Origin of the sequence: Micromonospora jinlongensis (assembly GCF_013410645.1) — a bacterium.
Taxonomy (GTDB): Bacteria; Actinomycetota; Actinomycetes; order Mycobacteriales; family Micromonosporaceae; genus Micromonospora; species Micromonospora zamorensis.
This window is the reverse complement of sequence record NZ_JACCHK010000001.1, coordinates 5,076,106-5,090,142: the sequence shown is the minus strand read 5'-3', so window position 1 is coordinate 5,090,142 and position 14,037 is coordinate 5,076,106. Positions and strand designations below refer to the sequence as shown.

Below are 14,037 nucleotides of genomic sequence, written 5' to 3'. Positions count from 1 at the left end.
GCACCGCCCGGTGAACCCCGGCACGGCCGGGCGCCGGGGTCAGCTGTGCACGATGGTGTAGACGTCGCGCCGGCGCAGCGCGTACTCGGTGGCGACGTCGGTGATGGCGTCCCGGCGGGACCGGCCGGCGGCCTCCCGCTCGGCGACGGCCGCGCGCAGGGTGTCGTCGTCGGGGCGTTCCGGGGCGATCACCGGCGCACCGGCCACCACCAGGGTGATCTCGCCCCGCGGGTCTCCCTCCGCGGCCCACCGGGCCAGCTCGCCGAGGGGGCGGCGGAGCACCTCCTCGTAGGTCTTGGTCAGCTCCCGGCAGAGCGCGGCCGGCCGGTCCGCGCCGAACGCGTCCGCGAGGTCGGTGAGAGCCGCACCGATCCGGTGCGGGGCCTCGAAGAAGACCAGCGTGCGTTCCTCGGCGGCGAGCGCGCGCAGCCGGGTTCGCCGGGCGCCGGGGGTGCGGGGCAGGAAGCCCTCGAAGCAGAACCGGTCACAGGGCAGCCCGGAGACCGCCAGCGCGGTGGTGACCGCGCTGGGCCCGGGGGCGACGGTGACCGGCGCCCCGACGTCAAGTGCGGCCCGGACCAGCCGGTAGCCGGGGTCGGAGACGCTCGGCATCCCCCCGTCGGTGACCAGTGCCACCACGTACCCGCCGAGGATGACCTCGACCAGCTCGGGGGTGCGCCGCTCCTCGTTGCCCTCGAAGTAGGAGACGATCCGGCCGCCGACCGTGATGTCGAGGTCGCGGGCCAGCCGGGTCAGCCGGCGAGTGTCCTCGGCCGCGACCACGTCGGCGGTGCTCAGCACCTCCCGGAGTCGGGCCGAGGCGTCGGCGGGGTTGCCGAGCGGGGCACCGAGCAGGATCAGGCGCCCAGCTTCGGACTTTTCACCCACGAATTCGTCTCCTTCATCGACAGCGAATACCGGTATCAGGGACGACGGGCGCCACAGGACACCTTGGCAGCCTACGATCGCCGGGTGACGAGTGCGTCGACAGCGCAGAGCCCGAGTGCCGAGCCTGCCAAGATGGTCGAGGTGACGGGCGAGCCCAGCCCCACCCAGGAGCCGACGGCACCGAGTGCCGGTGGCGGTGGCGCGTCCGCCGTGCTCCGGCGAAGGTTCGCCACCGTCGACAGCCAGGTGGACCGGTTCTCCTGGCTAGCCACGGCGGTGGTGGTGGCCATCGCGGCGATCCTGCGCTTCGTCGGGCTGTCCAGCATCAAGACGAAGATCTTCGACGAGACGTACTACGCCAAGGACGGCTACGGGCTGATCAGCCGGGGCGTCGAATGGAACTACAAGGACAACGTCCCGTCGTACGTCGTGCACCCACCGCTGGGCAAGTGGCTCATCGGCCTCGGCGAGTGGGCCTTCGGCTATCAGGACGCCGAGTCGAAGGTCTCCGTTCCCGGGCACCTGCTCACCACCACGCCGGAGTTCGGCTGGCGCTTCTCGGCGGCCGTGATCGGCACCCTGTCGGTGCTGCTGCTGGTCCGCATCGGTCGGCGGATGTTCCGCTCGACGGTGCTCGGCTGCGCCGCCGGCCTGCTACTCGCCCTGGACGGCTTCCACCTGGTGCTGTCCCGTACGGCGCTGCTCGACATCTTCCTGCTCTTCTTCGTGCTGGCCGCGTTCGGCGCGCTGGTGCTCGATCGGGACGCCCGCCGTCGCCGCTGGGCGCGGGCGCTGGACGACGGGCTCGACCCGAGCCAGCCGGGCCGTGCCGGCCGGCCGCCGACCGGTTGGCGCACCTGGCCGTGGTGGCGGTTGGCAGCCGGGGTGTTGATCGGCTGCGCCTGCGCGGTGAAGTGGAGCGCTCTGTACTTCGTGCCGGTCTTCGCGTTGCTGGTGATCCTCTGGGAGGTCGGCGTCCGCCGCTCGGCGGGGGTCCGCCGGCCCTGGCGGGACACCCTGCTCGACGAGCTGCCCTGGCTGGTCCTCGCCGGTGTGCTCATGCTGGCCACCTATGTCGCCACCTGGTCGGGCTGGCTGCTCACCGACGACGGCTACTACCGGCTCGCGTCGGCCTACCCGAGCGCCCCGCTCAGCGACCGCCCGGTGATCGGGCCGCTGATCAACCTCTTCGAGTATCACCGGGCGGCGTACGGCTTCCACGCCCAGCTCGACGACGCGCACAAATACCAGTCGTGGCCGTGGCAGTGGCTGCTGCTCGGCCGGCCGGTGGCGTTCCACTGGTCCGGTGACGGCGCCTGCGGCGCACCGACCTGCGCCTCGGAGATCCTGCTGCTCGGCACCCCGCTGCTCTGGTGGTCGTTCCTGCCCGCCCTGGCGGCGCTGGCCTGGCTGGGCCTGGCCCGCCGGGACTGGCGGGCCGGCGCGATCCTGCTGACCGTGGCGGCGGGGCTGCTGCCCTGGTTCTGGTTCGCCCTCGACGGCCGCACGATGTTCTCGTTCTACGCCGCGCCGGCACTGCCGTTCCTGGTGCTTGCCGTGGTGTACGTGCTCGGCGCGCTGATCGCGCCCGCCGGGGGTGACGTGGGTGAGGTGGCGCCGCTGGTGCCCGGCGACCCGAGCTACGAACGTCGACTGGTGGGCAGCATCGCGGCCGGGGCGTACGTGCTGCTGGTGGGGCTCTGCTTCGCGTACTTCTATCCGATCTTCGTCGGCAAGGTGATTCCGTACTCGGACTGGCTGTCCCGGATGTGGCTCGACGGTCGGTGGATATAAGCACCGACAGGCGACGCGCCGCACAGCGCGACGGAGAAGGGCCCGCACGCCGAAGCGTGCGGGCCCTTCTCGACCCTGCGGGCACTGTGACCGTGCGGGGCCTTTCGACAAAGACGCGCGCCCCGATCGCCTGCCACGGGGGAAGCGGGCGATTGGGGCGCGCATGAAGAGCTTAACCACCGCACACCACCGGCACAACGGGTCGACTTGGGTCAGATTTCCGACCAATGGTGGCCGGGCCGACGCCCACCCCCCTGCAGTTGACCGAGGGTGACCTGGCGTGGACCCAGAGCGCGGAAACGCCCGGTCGGAGGCGGTCATCGACCTGGTTGGAGGTGCCGGGGGTCCGATCCACGCCCCACCCAGACGATCATCCAAAGTGGATCTCACTACACTGCGGGCCGTGATCAACTTCAGACGATCGACGGCGGTCCTTCTCGGGCTGCTGGCGACCACCGCACTGGCCGGGCCCGCCCCGGCGCAGGCCGACGAGGAGCCGGTACCCGAGCCGCCCCGGGTCGAGCTGGTGCTCGACGTCAGTGGCTCGATGCGCGCCGCCGACATCGACGGGCGCAGCCGGATCTCCGTTGCCCAGCAGGCCTTCAACGAGGTCGTTGACGCGCTGCCGGAGGAGACCCAGCTCGGCATCCGGGTGCTCGGCGCGACCTACCGCGGCAAGGACAAGAAGGTCGGCTGCCAGGACACTCAGCAGATCGTGCCGGTAGGCCCGGTGGACCGGTCCGCGGCCAAGGCTGCGGTGGCGACGCTGCGGCCGACCGGATTCACACCGGTCGGCCTCGCACTGCGCTCCGCCGCGGAGGACCTGGGCCGAGGGGCCACCACCCGACGGATCGTGCTGATCACCGACGGCGAGGACACCTGCGCCCCGCCGGACCCGTGCGAGGTGGCCCGGGAGCTGGCCGCCCAGGGCACCAGCCTGGTCGTCGACACCCTCGGTCTGGCCCCCGACGAGAAGGTCCGCAAGCAGTTGCTCTGCATCGCCAGCGCGACCGGCGGCACCTACACCGCCGCGCAGAGCGCCGAGGAGCTGACCGGACGGATCAAACAGCTCGTCGAGCGGGCCGGCGACACGAACACCCGCGCCCCGACGGTGGTCGGCGGCACGAACGTCTGCGACTCGGCGCCGCTGCTCGCCCCCGGCGTCTACGCCGACCGGGAGGCGTTCTCCGAGCACCGCTACTACCGGGTGCCGGTACGCCCCGGGCAGGAGCTGCGCGCGTCGGTGAGCATCGCGCTGGACCGACAGGTGAACCGGGACTACGGGGTGCTGCTGCGGGCCACTGCGGCGGACGGCCGGGAGCTGGTTCGCGGCGCGGACGCCGGCAGCGGGCGGGCCGACGTGCTCTCCGCCGGGCTGCGCTGGTCGGCCAGCGCCGACGACGAGGATGCCGCGAAGGCCGAGGAGAGTTCCGCGCCGGTCGTCGAACCCACCACCGTCTGCCTGGTGGTGAGCAACTCGTTCGCCCCGCGCCCGGGCACCGCAGCCACCCCGGGCATGCCGGTGGAGTTGACCATCGACGTGGTCGCCGCCGCGCCCGCACCGGACGGCCCGGACCTCGGTCGAGGCTGGGTGCTGCTCGCCCTGCTCACCGTCGCCGGGCTGCTCACCGGCCTGATCGCCGGGCTGCTCACCCGCTGGTGGGTCGCCACCTGGAGGGAGAACTGATGCGTACCGCCGTGTTCCGATCGCTGGCGGCGCTGCTCGCCGCCGGCGGGGCCGCGCTGCTCCCCGCCTCGGCCGTCGCCGCCCCGAGCCCCTCCCCGGGCGCCACACCGGTGAACCGGGCCGGCACGTCGTTCCTCAGCGCCACCCCGATCGCCGCGGGGCAACCGGTGCGGGTGGATGCGTCGATCGGCGACCACCTCTACTGGGCGTTCCCGGCGAAAGCCGGCCAGGTGCACGAGATCGCCGCCACCGTCACGTTCGCGAAGGGGCGCAGCGGTGCCTCCACCTGGACGGTCGACGTGTTCGACGGGCTGCGCCGGCGGCAGGCGTGCACCGCCGGGGCACAGACCCCGACCGTGGACGCGAAGGCGTCGAGCGTGGCGCTGGGCTGCACGTTGCGCGAGGTACGACCGTGGGCGGAGCCCTGGTCGGCCGATCCACTGCCCGGGACGTACGTCATCAGGCTCTCCGTGATCGATCTGCCCGAGCCGGATCTGGGCGCACCGATCGACGTGGACCTGCTGGTCGGCACGGTCGCCGACCGGGGCGCCTCGGCCGACGACGGTGAGTTGGCCGCGCCGCTGGTGCCGAACACCAAGGCGGGCACGGTGCTCAACGCCGTACCCGTGGCGGACCCGGAGGCTGGCGACGAGGGTGACTCGCTGGCGGACCGGTTGCCGGATCTCGGCTCGCGGTGGGTCTGGACCGGCATCGGCGGCGTGCTCGCCGCGGTGGCCGGCGTGGTCGGCTTCGCGGCGACCCGGCGGCCCCGGCGTCGCTGAACCGCCCCGTTGGTGGCCCCGCCCGAAGGTGGGGCCACCAGCGGTTCAACCCCGGCGGGAGCCGCGTGGCAACCAGCCGATGAACCGATCCTGGAGCGACATCACCGGCGCGGCGCGCAGATCCTCCGTGGCGGCGGCGAGACAGGAACCCAGATAGACGCTGAGCATCGCGCGGTCACTCCCGTACTCCGCCAGCAGCCGGCTGCGCTTCGTCGCGCACGGCCACTCGTCGCCGCAGGAGCCGCAGCTCCAGCAGGGGGTCTTCGGGGCGTGATCGTCCACCCGCACCCCCGACCGTTCCGCACCATCGGTCATCGCACGTCCTTCCAGATGTCCACGGGACTGGCGGCTGTCCTACCCGACCAGTTCTTGATGGTGGTCCCCCCGGAGCCATCAGAGAGGGACGGCACGTCCCTCCGGTGTTACATCTTTGCGGTACCTTCTCCCGTCGTGGGAGTCGGAAATTTGACGGTTGACAGGATTCTCCACTGCTACCGGTCAGTAGGCCGTCGCCATGCGTGACCTTTTGCCGTCAATAGTGGCCGTGGCCGTGGCCGGGCCGGACGACTGGGTCGGCGAACTGCTCCCCGCCGAGCAGGCGTGCCTCAGCGAGCGGGCCGTGCAGACCCGTCGGCGGGACTTCGCCGCTGGCAGGGCCTGCGCCCGCCGGGCCATGACCGGTCTCGGCCTGCCACCGACCGCCGTGCCGGCCGCCCCCGACCGCGCGCCCGTCTGGCCGGCCGGGGTGGTCGGCACCATCACCCACACCACCGGCTACTGCGCCGCCGCGGCGGCGCTCACCACCGATGTCCGGTCCGTCGGAATGGACGCCGAGCAGCACCACGAGGTCGACCTGGGAGTACGCAGAATGGTGCTGCTGCCCGAGGAGGATGCCCTCTGCGCACGGCTGCCCGGCGGCACCTCCTGGCCGGTCGTCCTGTTCAGCGCCAAGGAGACCGTCTACAAGGTGTGGTACCCGGTGGTCGGGACGTGGCTCGGCTTCCGTGACGCCCAGCTCGACGTCGACCCGGACGCCGGCACGTTCACGGCCCGCATCGCACCGGCCCGGGTGGACGCCGCGACGGTCGAGGCTCCGCCGACAACCATCGTCGGCCGGTTCGTGGTCGCCGACGGGCTGGTCCGCACCGCCGCAGTGCTCCCGCTGGGCTGATTCCCGGACACCGTCCATGGTGACCGGACCGGAGCGAGGGTCGCCGCAGACGGTGGGACGGAATCCGGCGCGGCGACCGGGCGATCGGCCACGCACGGTAGCGTCGGCGGGTTCCCGAACCGCACGTACCGAGGCGTCAAGGAGTACGGTGACCCACCCCCAGCCCCCCGCCGGGCCGCAGGACCCCCAGCACCCGAACCCGGAGCCACCGACGCAGTCGTCCCCCGCGACACAGCCGCAGTCCATTGTCGACACGGCGGCCCCGCGGACACCACTGCCGCCCAGCCCGTGGTCGGCAGCGGGTAGCGCGTCGCAGCCGCCGTTCTCGGGCACCGCGTACCCGACGGCTGGCGGTGGGTACGTCGGCGCTGGCGGAGGTTACCCGGCATTCGGCGGGCCGGGTCATCCACTCCTCGCACCGCCGGCAGCGCCGACGCAGGGCTCCAAGAAGACAGTCGTGGCTGTCGCCGTCACCGCGGCCGTTCTCACCCTCCTCAGCTGCGCCGGCGGCATCGTGGCGGTCGTCATCGGCGCCAACCGGGCCGCGCACAAGGTGACCGAGGCACGCCCCACCCCCGCGGTGACCCAGGGCGCCGCCCAGCCGTCGGCCAAAGCTCCCTCGTCGACGGCCAGCGGCGACACTCGCAACATGGCACCCGGAGACACCCTGGTCATCGATGGTGACGGCGGCACCATCGAGATCACCGTGACGAAGTTCAGCACCGCCACCAAGCCGTGCGCTCCATACGGCCTCAAGCCCGACGAGGGCATGTACGTGATCGCCGACGTGACGCTGACCGTCACCAAGGGCACGGCTTCGGCGAACCCGCTCTTCTTCGAGTGGGTCGCCGCCGACGGCACCGAGGCCAACGCGATCGCCGGGGCCTTCTCCGGGTGCGGCAGGCCGATGCCCCCCGCCGACGACCTGACCGCCGGCACCATGCGCACCGGCAGCGTGGTGTTCGACGTACCCGACACCTCGGGGGTGCTGGAGTACCAGCACAGGTTCGAGACCGCCGGTTCCTGGAAGCCGTGACGCGCTGACACGACGTGGGGCCGGCCCCGACGGGCCGGCCCCACATTGTTGAGCGAGTCGGTGGGTCAGCAGCCCGTCCAGCGCACCGGGGTCACCCGGTCGGCGAGGACGTTGCGGAACCCGACGATCGTGCCCGTGTCGGAGATGGACCGCGCACCGACGCCCACCCCCTCACCGCCGCCCGGCAGGACCCGGGAGGTGGTACCCCTGGCAACGCGGTCATCGCCCACCACGACACCCTTGGCGTTGACGTCGTTCAGTGCCGGCATCTCCGGGTCGAGCAACGTGTACGAGCCGTTCCGGAGGTCCCACCGCACCCTCGTCGAGCCGGTGTCGTCCAGCCACACCTGGCCGATCGCCCAGCGGCCGGCCGCCGCGGTGACTGTGGTCGACCCGGCACCCGGGACCGTGAGCGCGTCGATCCGGCCGTTCGATCGGCGGACCCAGCCGTTCCAGTCTCCGAACGGCCCGGCGCTACCGACAATGGTCCCGTTGTCCGTGATCCCACTCGGCTGGGCGTTGACCGGGGCGTCGAGCACCTCGACCGTGCCCGGACGGGCAGCCGGCCAGCGCAGCCCGACATACTCCCCGTCGACGATGTCCGAGCCGTAGCCGACGATGTCACCGGCATCGTTGATGGCGGAGACGAAGATGCCGGTGGACGGCAGCACCGGCAACTGCTCGAGCTTGCCGTCGCGGTAGATCCACGGCTGGCCGATGCCGGTGCCCGGCGCCGAACCGTTGCCGATCACGACGCCGTCGGCGTTGACGTCGACCGGCTCAGCCATGGGCGGCACCTCGACTTCGGTGACCCGCTGCCCGTCCCAGAACAGCAGCAGGTACTGGTTGTCGATCTCGCCACGCCGAAGGGCGGTGCCCGCGACGTAGCGACCCGTCGGGTCGACCGCGTTCGCGTCGGCGCGATAGGTGTCGGCCGGGTACGGCAGCGTACTGATCTTGCAGGCGCGCAGAGCCGTTCCGCCGGGCGCGGCGGTCGCCGACCCCGAGACCGCTACGCCGAGAGAGGTGGCCAGCAGACCGGTGGCGGCGGCTGCGAGCATCCCGCGTCGAATGCTTCGATTCATCCTTGCTCCCCGTGATCGACCCGAGCGCTTCCGGGCGTTGACTGATACGGGTTGCACGGCTGAGTGGGTTTCACGGTTGCGGTGTGTCGGGGACGGGACAGATGCGCGCCTACCCCGCCCACGCCTCGGCGTCGGTGACGACCGGCCGGTCGGTGCGTACCGATTCTTCGATGGCGAGGCTGACCAGGTGGTCCTGGCAGGCTTCGGCGAGGGGGTACGGGGCAGGGCCCTCCTCCCGCGCCCACGCACCGGTGCGGGCGACGATGTCGGCCACCGCGATGTCGTCGTCGGACATTCCACTGCCGACGAACGGGTTGCGATAGACCACGTCGCCGTCGAAGCTGATGTGCTTCAGGTCGAGCCCCTCAAGGTTGAGGTCGAGACCGGTCTGGCGTCGCATGAGGAATGACTCCACCGGCGTGGTCGGGTCGACCAGTCGGATCACCCGGTCGTCCACCAGCTCACCGCGCGAGCCCCGCACCACCAACCGGCGGGTCCGCAGCGGGTTCCACCACTGGTTGTCGGTGAAGTCGTACAACCCCATCCGCCCGCCGAAGTCGATTGTCGCGAGGGTAGTCGAGAGCTGCTGCGGGGTGTCGTCACCGCTCCAGCCGGCTGGCGACAGCGGGTTGGCCAGCGGCGCGACGAAGGCACGCGCGCTGACCTCGGCGCTCTCGTGACCAATCCCGAGCAGGCCACGGATCAGCGACACCGCGTGGTACAGGTGGGTGGAGGAGATCTGCACCGACGTCGGCTCGCCGAGCACCCCGGCGCGGACCACCGCCAGGCGGGCCGCGTGCCCCGGCATCAGCAGGTACTGCTCGGCCACCTGCACCAGACCGCTGCCGCCGACGTCCGCCCAGAGTGAGCGCAGCCCGGCCAGGTCGGGAGCGGGTGGCGTCTCGGCGAGCACCGGTACGCCGGCCGCGACCAATTCGCGGGTCACGTCGGGCGTCACGGGCCAGGGCACCGACACGATGACGAAGTCCGGTCGCTCGTGGGCCAGCAACTCGGCCGTCGTACGGAAGGTCCGTACGCCCCACTCGGCCGCCACCTCGGCACCCCGCGCTTCGGTGCGCGTCACCACCCCGGTCACCCGCATCCGATCGGGCAGCAGTCGGGCCAGTCGCAGGAAGAACTCACCCCGCCAGCCACTGCCGACGATGCCGAACCGGGTCTGGGCAACCGATGCCATCTGGGCTCCTCCCATCGAGATCCGGATGCTAACCCGCTGCGGGACCGCCTCCTTGACTACCGTTGCGCTGGTGACCACCGAGCCGTTCCGAGCAGCACCCGTGTCGGCGGCCATCGAGGTGATCGAGCCTCGACCATCCCTCGACTACTACCTGGTCCTCGCTCAGCACGGCGACCGCGGCCCGGCCGACGGTCCAGAAGGGATCGTCGTCGAGGAGTTCCGTCGCCACCACGACTTCTCCACGACGGGCCTGGACAGCGCGGGCTGGACGCCGGGCACCGGTTGGTGGAGTTCCGCGTCGCTGAGCCGCGGCATGCGCACCGACCCGGATGTGCTCGTTCGGGTGCTCCCCACCTGGCGTCGCGAGGCCGAGAGCGTCTACCGCACGCTCGGGGGCGGGCACCTGCCCGACGAGACAGTGCTCCGGACGTACTTCCGGGATCACCAACCGATCGCCAGCGCCCCGCCGCTGCGGCTCGGTCCCGCACAGCCACCGGCTGGCTTCCACGAGCGGCGCGTGTACCGCGTCCTCTTCGCCAAGGATCTCCGGGCCGAGCAGGTGACAGACCTCCAGGCGGCCTGGCAGGCGCCCGGCGACGGCACCCGCGCATCGGTCGCGAGCGGTCATCTCGACCGGGGTGATGACCGGTTCGCCTGGGACCTTCGACGGGTCGGCCACACCCTCGCCTGGGCCCTCGACGTGACCGTCCTGCTGAGGACCGCCAACGCAGAGGCGGTGGGTCCGACCCTGTCCGACCTGACGAACGTCCTGCGGGAGCACGGTCTCATACCGGTGACGACCGAGCGCTTCTCCTAGCTAGGTGCTCTGGAGCACGAAGAACACGTCGACCACCTGCCGATCCGAGGGGACCCGGGAGCAGCGGATGCTCACGTACGATCCGTTTCCGCGTGTTCCGGCAGGGGGGACGGAAGCTGTGCAGACGGACGAACGGCTCGCCAGGAGCAATGGCAGCGAGGATCACGTCGGCCGTCACCGGAGGGTCGTCGGCACGGCGATGGGCGTCACCGTCGCCCTCGCGCTCATTGGCGGCGTCCTCCTCAGCCGCCGCGTGCCGGACCAGGCCACGACCCAACCCCCGTCCGCGAACACGGTGCCGGCCGCAGTGCCGCCCGTGGCGTCGGCCATCGGCTGGAATGCCGCGCTGGTCGCCCGCGACGACACCACCATCACCGTGTACGCCAGCGTCGGCGACGCGCGCTGCAAGGATCTCGTGCAACCACAGGCCTCGGTCACCGAGCAGACGGACACCCAGGTCGTCGTCGCGGTGAGCGGTCGCATCGTCGACGCCACCGACTGCTCGGTCAGCGGCACCAGGGTGCCCCTCGTCGTGTCGCTTCAGAAGCCCCTCGGCGGTCGACTCCTCCGCGACGCCACCAGTGCGCTGCCACCACCGGCCTTTTCCGAGCGTGAGCTGCCGGACCTGGCCTCCGACAAGAGGTGGAGTCCGCATTCGGGTCACTGCGACGAGGGCTTGTGTCAGGGCTACAACGGTCCGAACGGCTCGACGCTGTTCGCGGGTGCGGGCCGCACGGTCGGAGGGGCGTCCTCGGCAGCCGTCGGCACCGTCTCCATCGGCTCACGCGAGGGCACCATCACCGGCAGGCCGGAAAGCTCCTGGCAGGTGCGGTGGGAGGTCGGGGACGTGACGTACTCGCTGCGGCTGACGCCCAGCGAGGGTGAGACGTTCAGCCTGAAGCAGTTTCGGGCAGAACTCGCCAGGCTGAGGTGGACCTGACCTGGCGAGCTGATTGACCCCAACCCGCCGACCGTTGCCGTGCAAGATCGAAAAAGGCCCGTCTCCGACTAGCGGAAACGGCCTTTGAGCTGGGGTGGAGCTGAGGGGATTTGAACCCCTGACCCCCTCGATGCGAACGAGAGGCTGGCTGCCTGTCCGAGCAGGCCCGAGCGGCGCTCACCACCAACGCGCGAAGGGGCGGCGGCGTGCCGCCGATCGAGTGGATCGGCGTCGGTGTCGCTCAGCGGTCAACGCCGAGCGGCCGACCGCGGCCGGTACGGGAGAACGGTCGACTGGATTCGCGATGCGGCGGTCGCGAATGACAGGTCGCGGCTATGCGTGGGGCGAGGCGGCCGTCTTCGCGGCCGGTGTCTGGTCGAACTCGTCGCGGTTGCGGACGATGTCGCCCTGGTGGCTACGAACCCAGTGCACGAGTCCGTCCACGGCCTCGCTCAGTGAGCGGCCGAGCGGTGTCAGGGCATATTCAACCCTCGGAGGTACTTCCGGGTACGCGGTCCTGGTCACCAACCCGTCGCGGGTGAGGGCGCGCAGTGTCTGGCTGAGCATCCGCTGGGAGATGCCGGCGACCTGCTCGTGCAGCGCGGTGAAGCGCAGCGGGCCGGACGCCAGGACCGTAATGGTCAGCAGCGTCCACTTGTCGCCCACCCGCGCCAGCACGTCGCGGACGAGCTCGATCGTCTGGACGCAGTCCGGCGCGACCCCGCGCTGCGCGAGGTCGGCACCACGCAAGTGCGTCATGGCTTTGTTCCTCATGCGTCGGTAGCTGACTTTTAAGTGCGTATCGGAGAGCCGGACTAAAACCCGTGGACGCACGTTTCTTACTGATCGTAACTGACGTGCGGCCACCCTTCGTGGTCGTGACAGCGGGAGGACAGCATGGTCCGGCACGACACCTTCACGATCTCGCGGCACCTCGACGTGCCATCGGGCGAGGTCTTCACCGCGTTTGCCGACACCGCGATCAGGCGGCGGTGGTTTCGGCTTCCCGGCAGCGAAGCTTCCTACGAACACGACTTCCGGGTGGGCGGAGGCGAGACGGCGCGCAGCATTTACACCGGGCTGGACACCGCGCCCGAACGGCTGGAGTACCGGTCGCGATACATCGACATCGCGGGCACCCACCGGATCGTCTACGGCTACGAGGCCGTCGTCGACGGCGAACTGCGATGGACCTCGCTGGTCACCGTTCGGCTCGACGCCGAAACGGACGGAACCCGCCTGGAATGGACCGAACAGGTGACGTTTCTCAGATACGAGGGCGACGGCAGTGTGGACCTGGCGCACCTGCGCGGCGCAAGCGTGCTGCGGCTGAACGGCCTCGACGCGGCGCTGCGATCCGGACGTCGGCGTCAGCAACGGCAGTGAAGCGCGTGTCGGATCGAGGTACTGATTCGCGCGGCACAAGTTTTCGACCGTCAGTAATCATCGGATCAGCAGGAACGGACGACGCATGACGAACATCGGGATCATCCTCGGCAGTACCCGGCCCGGCCGGGTCGGTCACCAAGTGGCCGAGTGGGTAGCTGAGCAGGGCGGCCAGCACGACGGCATCGATGTCGAGTTGGTGGACATCGAGGACTACGGTCTGCCGATCTTCGACGAGCCCCAGTCACCGCTACTCGGCTCCTACTCCCACGCGCATACAAGGAAGTGGAGCAACAAGATCGCCGAGTTCGACGGATACGTCTTCGTCACCCCGGAGTACAACCGATCGATCCCAGCGGCGCTGAAGAACGCCATCGACTACCTCTACGGCGAGTGGAACAACAAGGCGGTGGGCTTCGTCTCCTACGGCAGCAACGTCGGCGGCGCCCGCGCGGCCGAACACCTGCGCCTCATCACGGCAGGTCTTCAACTCGCCGGCGTACGCACCCAGGTCAGCCTGTCACTCGCCACCGACTTCGCCGGCTTCACCACGTTCACCCCCGACAGCCGCCACAACACCGTGCTCCACCAACTCTTCACCGAGGTGACCGCTTGGGCCGACGCGCTCGCACCACTGCGCCGACCCTGACCACTCAGACCGCTCACGATGACGGTCAGGCCGCCGCCCAGGCGATGGCCTGACCGCCCCGACAGCCTCCGCAGACGGATCCAGATACTTGACTAACCAGGGCGATGAATGACGGAGAGTGCGTGACCGCGAATGTCGTGGCCGGGATGACCCCGGCCGTGGCCCTGTTCCGGTCGTTGGCGGATGAGACCCGGCTGCGGATCGTGCAGCGGCTCGCTGGGCACCTCACGTTCGGGCCACCGCCGCCATCGAACTCAGCCGTTCGGCTTGGGTTCTGCAGCCCCGTACCACGGTCTGGGGCTCCGTCCGGCGGCCAAACGACGGTCAAACGATCAACGGCGGGTTCCCGTCGAACGAGAACCCGCCGTTGACCTGCTGCTTCGTGGTGGAGCTGAGGGGATTTGAACCCCTGACCCCCTCGATGCGAACGAGGTGCGCTACCAGTCTGCGCCACAGCCCCCCACCGGCGAACCGGCTTCGGTCCCACCCGGCTTACACCGGGCGGGCCGGCAGCAAGGCTAACAGGTCGTCGGTCCCCACCGCGAATCCGCCCCCGGCGCGGCGCTCCACCCCTCCGGCTTGATCGACTCGCCTTCCTGAAAATCGG

Annotated in this window: 14 protein-coding genes and 2 tRNA genes; 9 read left to right on the top strand and 7 right to left on the bottom strand. The window is 70.7% G+C overall.

Translation table 11 applies throughout. From position 1 onward, the window contains the following. Positions 1 to 39: 39 nt before the first annotated feature. A complete protein-coding gene (gene rsmI / locus HNR22_RS22890) occupies positions 40 to 888 on the bottom strand; it encodes a 16S rRNA (cytidine(1402)-2'-O)-methyltransferase (RefSeq protein WP_179782065.1) in 849 nt (282 codons plus the stop codon). 132 nt (positions 889 to 1,020) lie between these two features. Here rsmI and HNR22_RS22885 point away from each other — a divergent pair, with 132 nt between their 5' ends. From HNR22_RS22885 to HNR22_RS22875, 3 genes are all read left to right on the top strand, one after another. Then, the gene (locus HNR22_RS22885; RefSeq protein ID WP_246382648.1) at positions 1,021 to 2,682 is read left to right on the top strand and encodes a dolichyl-phosphate-mannose--protein mannosyltransferase; all 1,662 of its coding nucleotides are present in this window, start codon (positions 1,021 to 1,023) and stop codon (positions 2,680 to 2,682) included. A 403-nt stretch (positions 2,683 to 3,085) separates the two neighbouring features. Continuing rightward, the gene (locus tag HNR22_RS22880; protein ID WP_179782063.1) at positions 3,086 to 4,369 is read left to right on the top strand and encodes a VWA domain-containing protein; all 1,284 of its coding nucleotides are present in this window, start codon (positions 3,086 to 3,088) and stop codon (positions 4,367 to 4,369) included. Next, positions 4,369 to 5,151 carry a peptidase gene (locus tag HNR22_RS22875; protein WP_179782062.1) on the top strand — a complete coding sequence of 261 codons (783 nt, stop codon included), beginning with the start codon at positions 4,369 to 4,371 and terminating at the stop codon, positions 5,149 to 5,151. Before HNR22_RS22880 ends, HNR22_RS22875 begins: the two co-directional genes overlap by 1 nt. A 45-nt stretch (positions 5,152 to 5,196) precedes the next feature. Here the strand turns inward: HNR22_RS22875 and HNR22_RS22870 are convergent, their stop codons facing one another. Continuing rightward, entirely contained in the window at positions 5,197 to 5,466 is a 270-nt protein-coding gene (locus HNR22_RS22870) for a hypothetical protein (protein WP_179782061.1), read from the bottom strand. 199 nt (positions 5,467 to 5,665) lie between these two features. Between HNR22_RS22870 and HNR22_RS22865 the strand changes: the two genes are divergently transcribed. Both HNR22_RS22865 and HNR22_RS22860 read left to right on the top strand, forming a co-directional pair. Then, a complete protein-coding gene (locus HNR22_RS22865; protein ID WP_179782060.1) occupies positions 5,666 to 6,322 on the top strand; it encodes a 4'-phosphopantetheinyl transferase family protein in 657 nt (218 codons plus the stop codon). A 457-nt stretch (positions 6,323 to 6,779) separates the two neighbouring features. Further along, a complete protein-coding gene (locus HNR22_RS22860) occupies positions 6,780 to 7,358 on the top strand; it encodes a DUF4352 domain-containing protein (protein ID WP_179782059.1) in 579 nt (192 codons plus the stop codon). Positions 7,359 to 7,423: 65 nt separating this feature from the next. Here HNR22_RS22860 and HNR22_RS22855 read toward each other — a convergent pair whose 3' ends face one another. Next, positions 7,424 to 8,443, bottom strand: coding sequence for a hypothetical protein (locus tag HNR22_RS22855; protein ID WP_179782058.1), 1,020 nt, complete (start codon positions 8,441 to 8,443; stop codon positions 7,424 to 7,426). A 109-nt stretch (positions 8,444 to 8,552) separates the two neighbouring features. Next, the gene (locus HNR22_RS22850) at positions 8,553 to 9,638 is read right to left on the bottom strand and encodes a Gfo/Idh/MocA family protein (protein WP_179782057.1); all 1,086 of its coding nucleotides are present in this window, start codon (positions 9,636 to 9,638) and stop codon (positions 8,553 to 8,555) included. Positions 9,639 to 9,708: 70 nt separating this feature from the next. Between HNR22_RS22850 and HNR22_RS22845 the strand changes: the two genes are divergently transcribed. Continuing rightward, positions 9,709 to 10,455 (top strand): hypothetical protein, encoded by a 747-nt coding sequence (locus HNR22_RS22845; protein ID WP_179782056.1) that lies wholly within the window; start codon positions 9,709 to 9,711, stop codon positions 10,453 to 10,455. 118 nt (positions 10,456 to 10,573) lie between these two features. Further along, positions 10,574 to 11,395, top strand: a complete 822-nt coding sequence (locus HNR22_RS22840; protein WP_179782055.1) for a hypothetical protein — start codon at positions 10,574 to 10,576, stop codon at positions 11,393 to 11,395. Positions 11,396 to 11,490: 95 nt separating this feature from the next. Here HNR22_RS22840 and HNR22_RS22835 read toward each other — a convergent pair. Together HNR22_RS22835 and HNR22_RS22830 are read right to left on the bottom strand one after the other, a co-directional pair. Continuing rightward, positions 11,491 to 11,562 (bottom strand) — tRNA-Ala (locus HNR22_RS22835). A gap of 166 nt (positions 11,563 to 11,728) precedes the next feature. Next, positions 11,729 to 12,154: a winged helix-turn-helix transcriptional regulator gene (locus HNR22_RS22830; protein ID WP_179782054.1), complete on the bottom strand. Its 426-nt coding sequence runs from the start codon at positions 12,152 to 12,154 to the stop codon at positions 11,729 to 11,731. 138 nt (positions 12,155 to 12,292) lie between these two features. Between HNR22_RS22830 and HNR22_RS22825 the strand changes: the two genes are divergently transcribed. Together HNR22_RS22825 and HNR22_RS22820 are read left to right on the top strand one after the other, a co-directional pair. Then, entirely contained in the window at positions 12,293 to 12,781 is a 489-nt protein-coding gene (locus HNR22_RS22825) for an SRPBCC domain-containing protein (RefSeq protein ID WP_179782053.1), read from the top strand. Between the two features lie 85 nt (positions 12,782 to 12,866). Then, on the top strand, positions 12,867 to 13,430 hold the full coding sequence (locus HNR22_RS22820) for an NADPH-dependent FMN reductase (protein ID WP_179782052.1): 564 nt from the start codon (positions 12,867 to 12,869) through the stop codon (positions 13,428 to 13,430). 383 nt (positions 13,431 to 13,813) lie between these two features. Here the strand turns inward: HNR22_RS22820 and HNR22_RS22815 are convergent. Next, positions 13,814 to 13,890 (bottom strand) — tRNA-Ala (locus HNR22_RS22815). Positions 13,891 to 14,037: the final 147 nt, after the last annotated feature.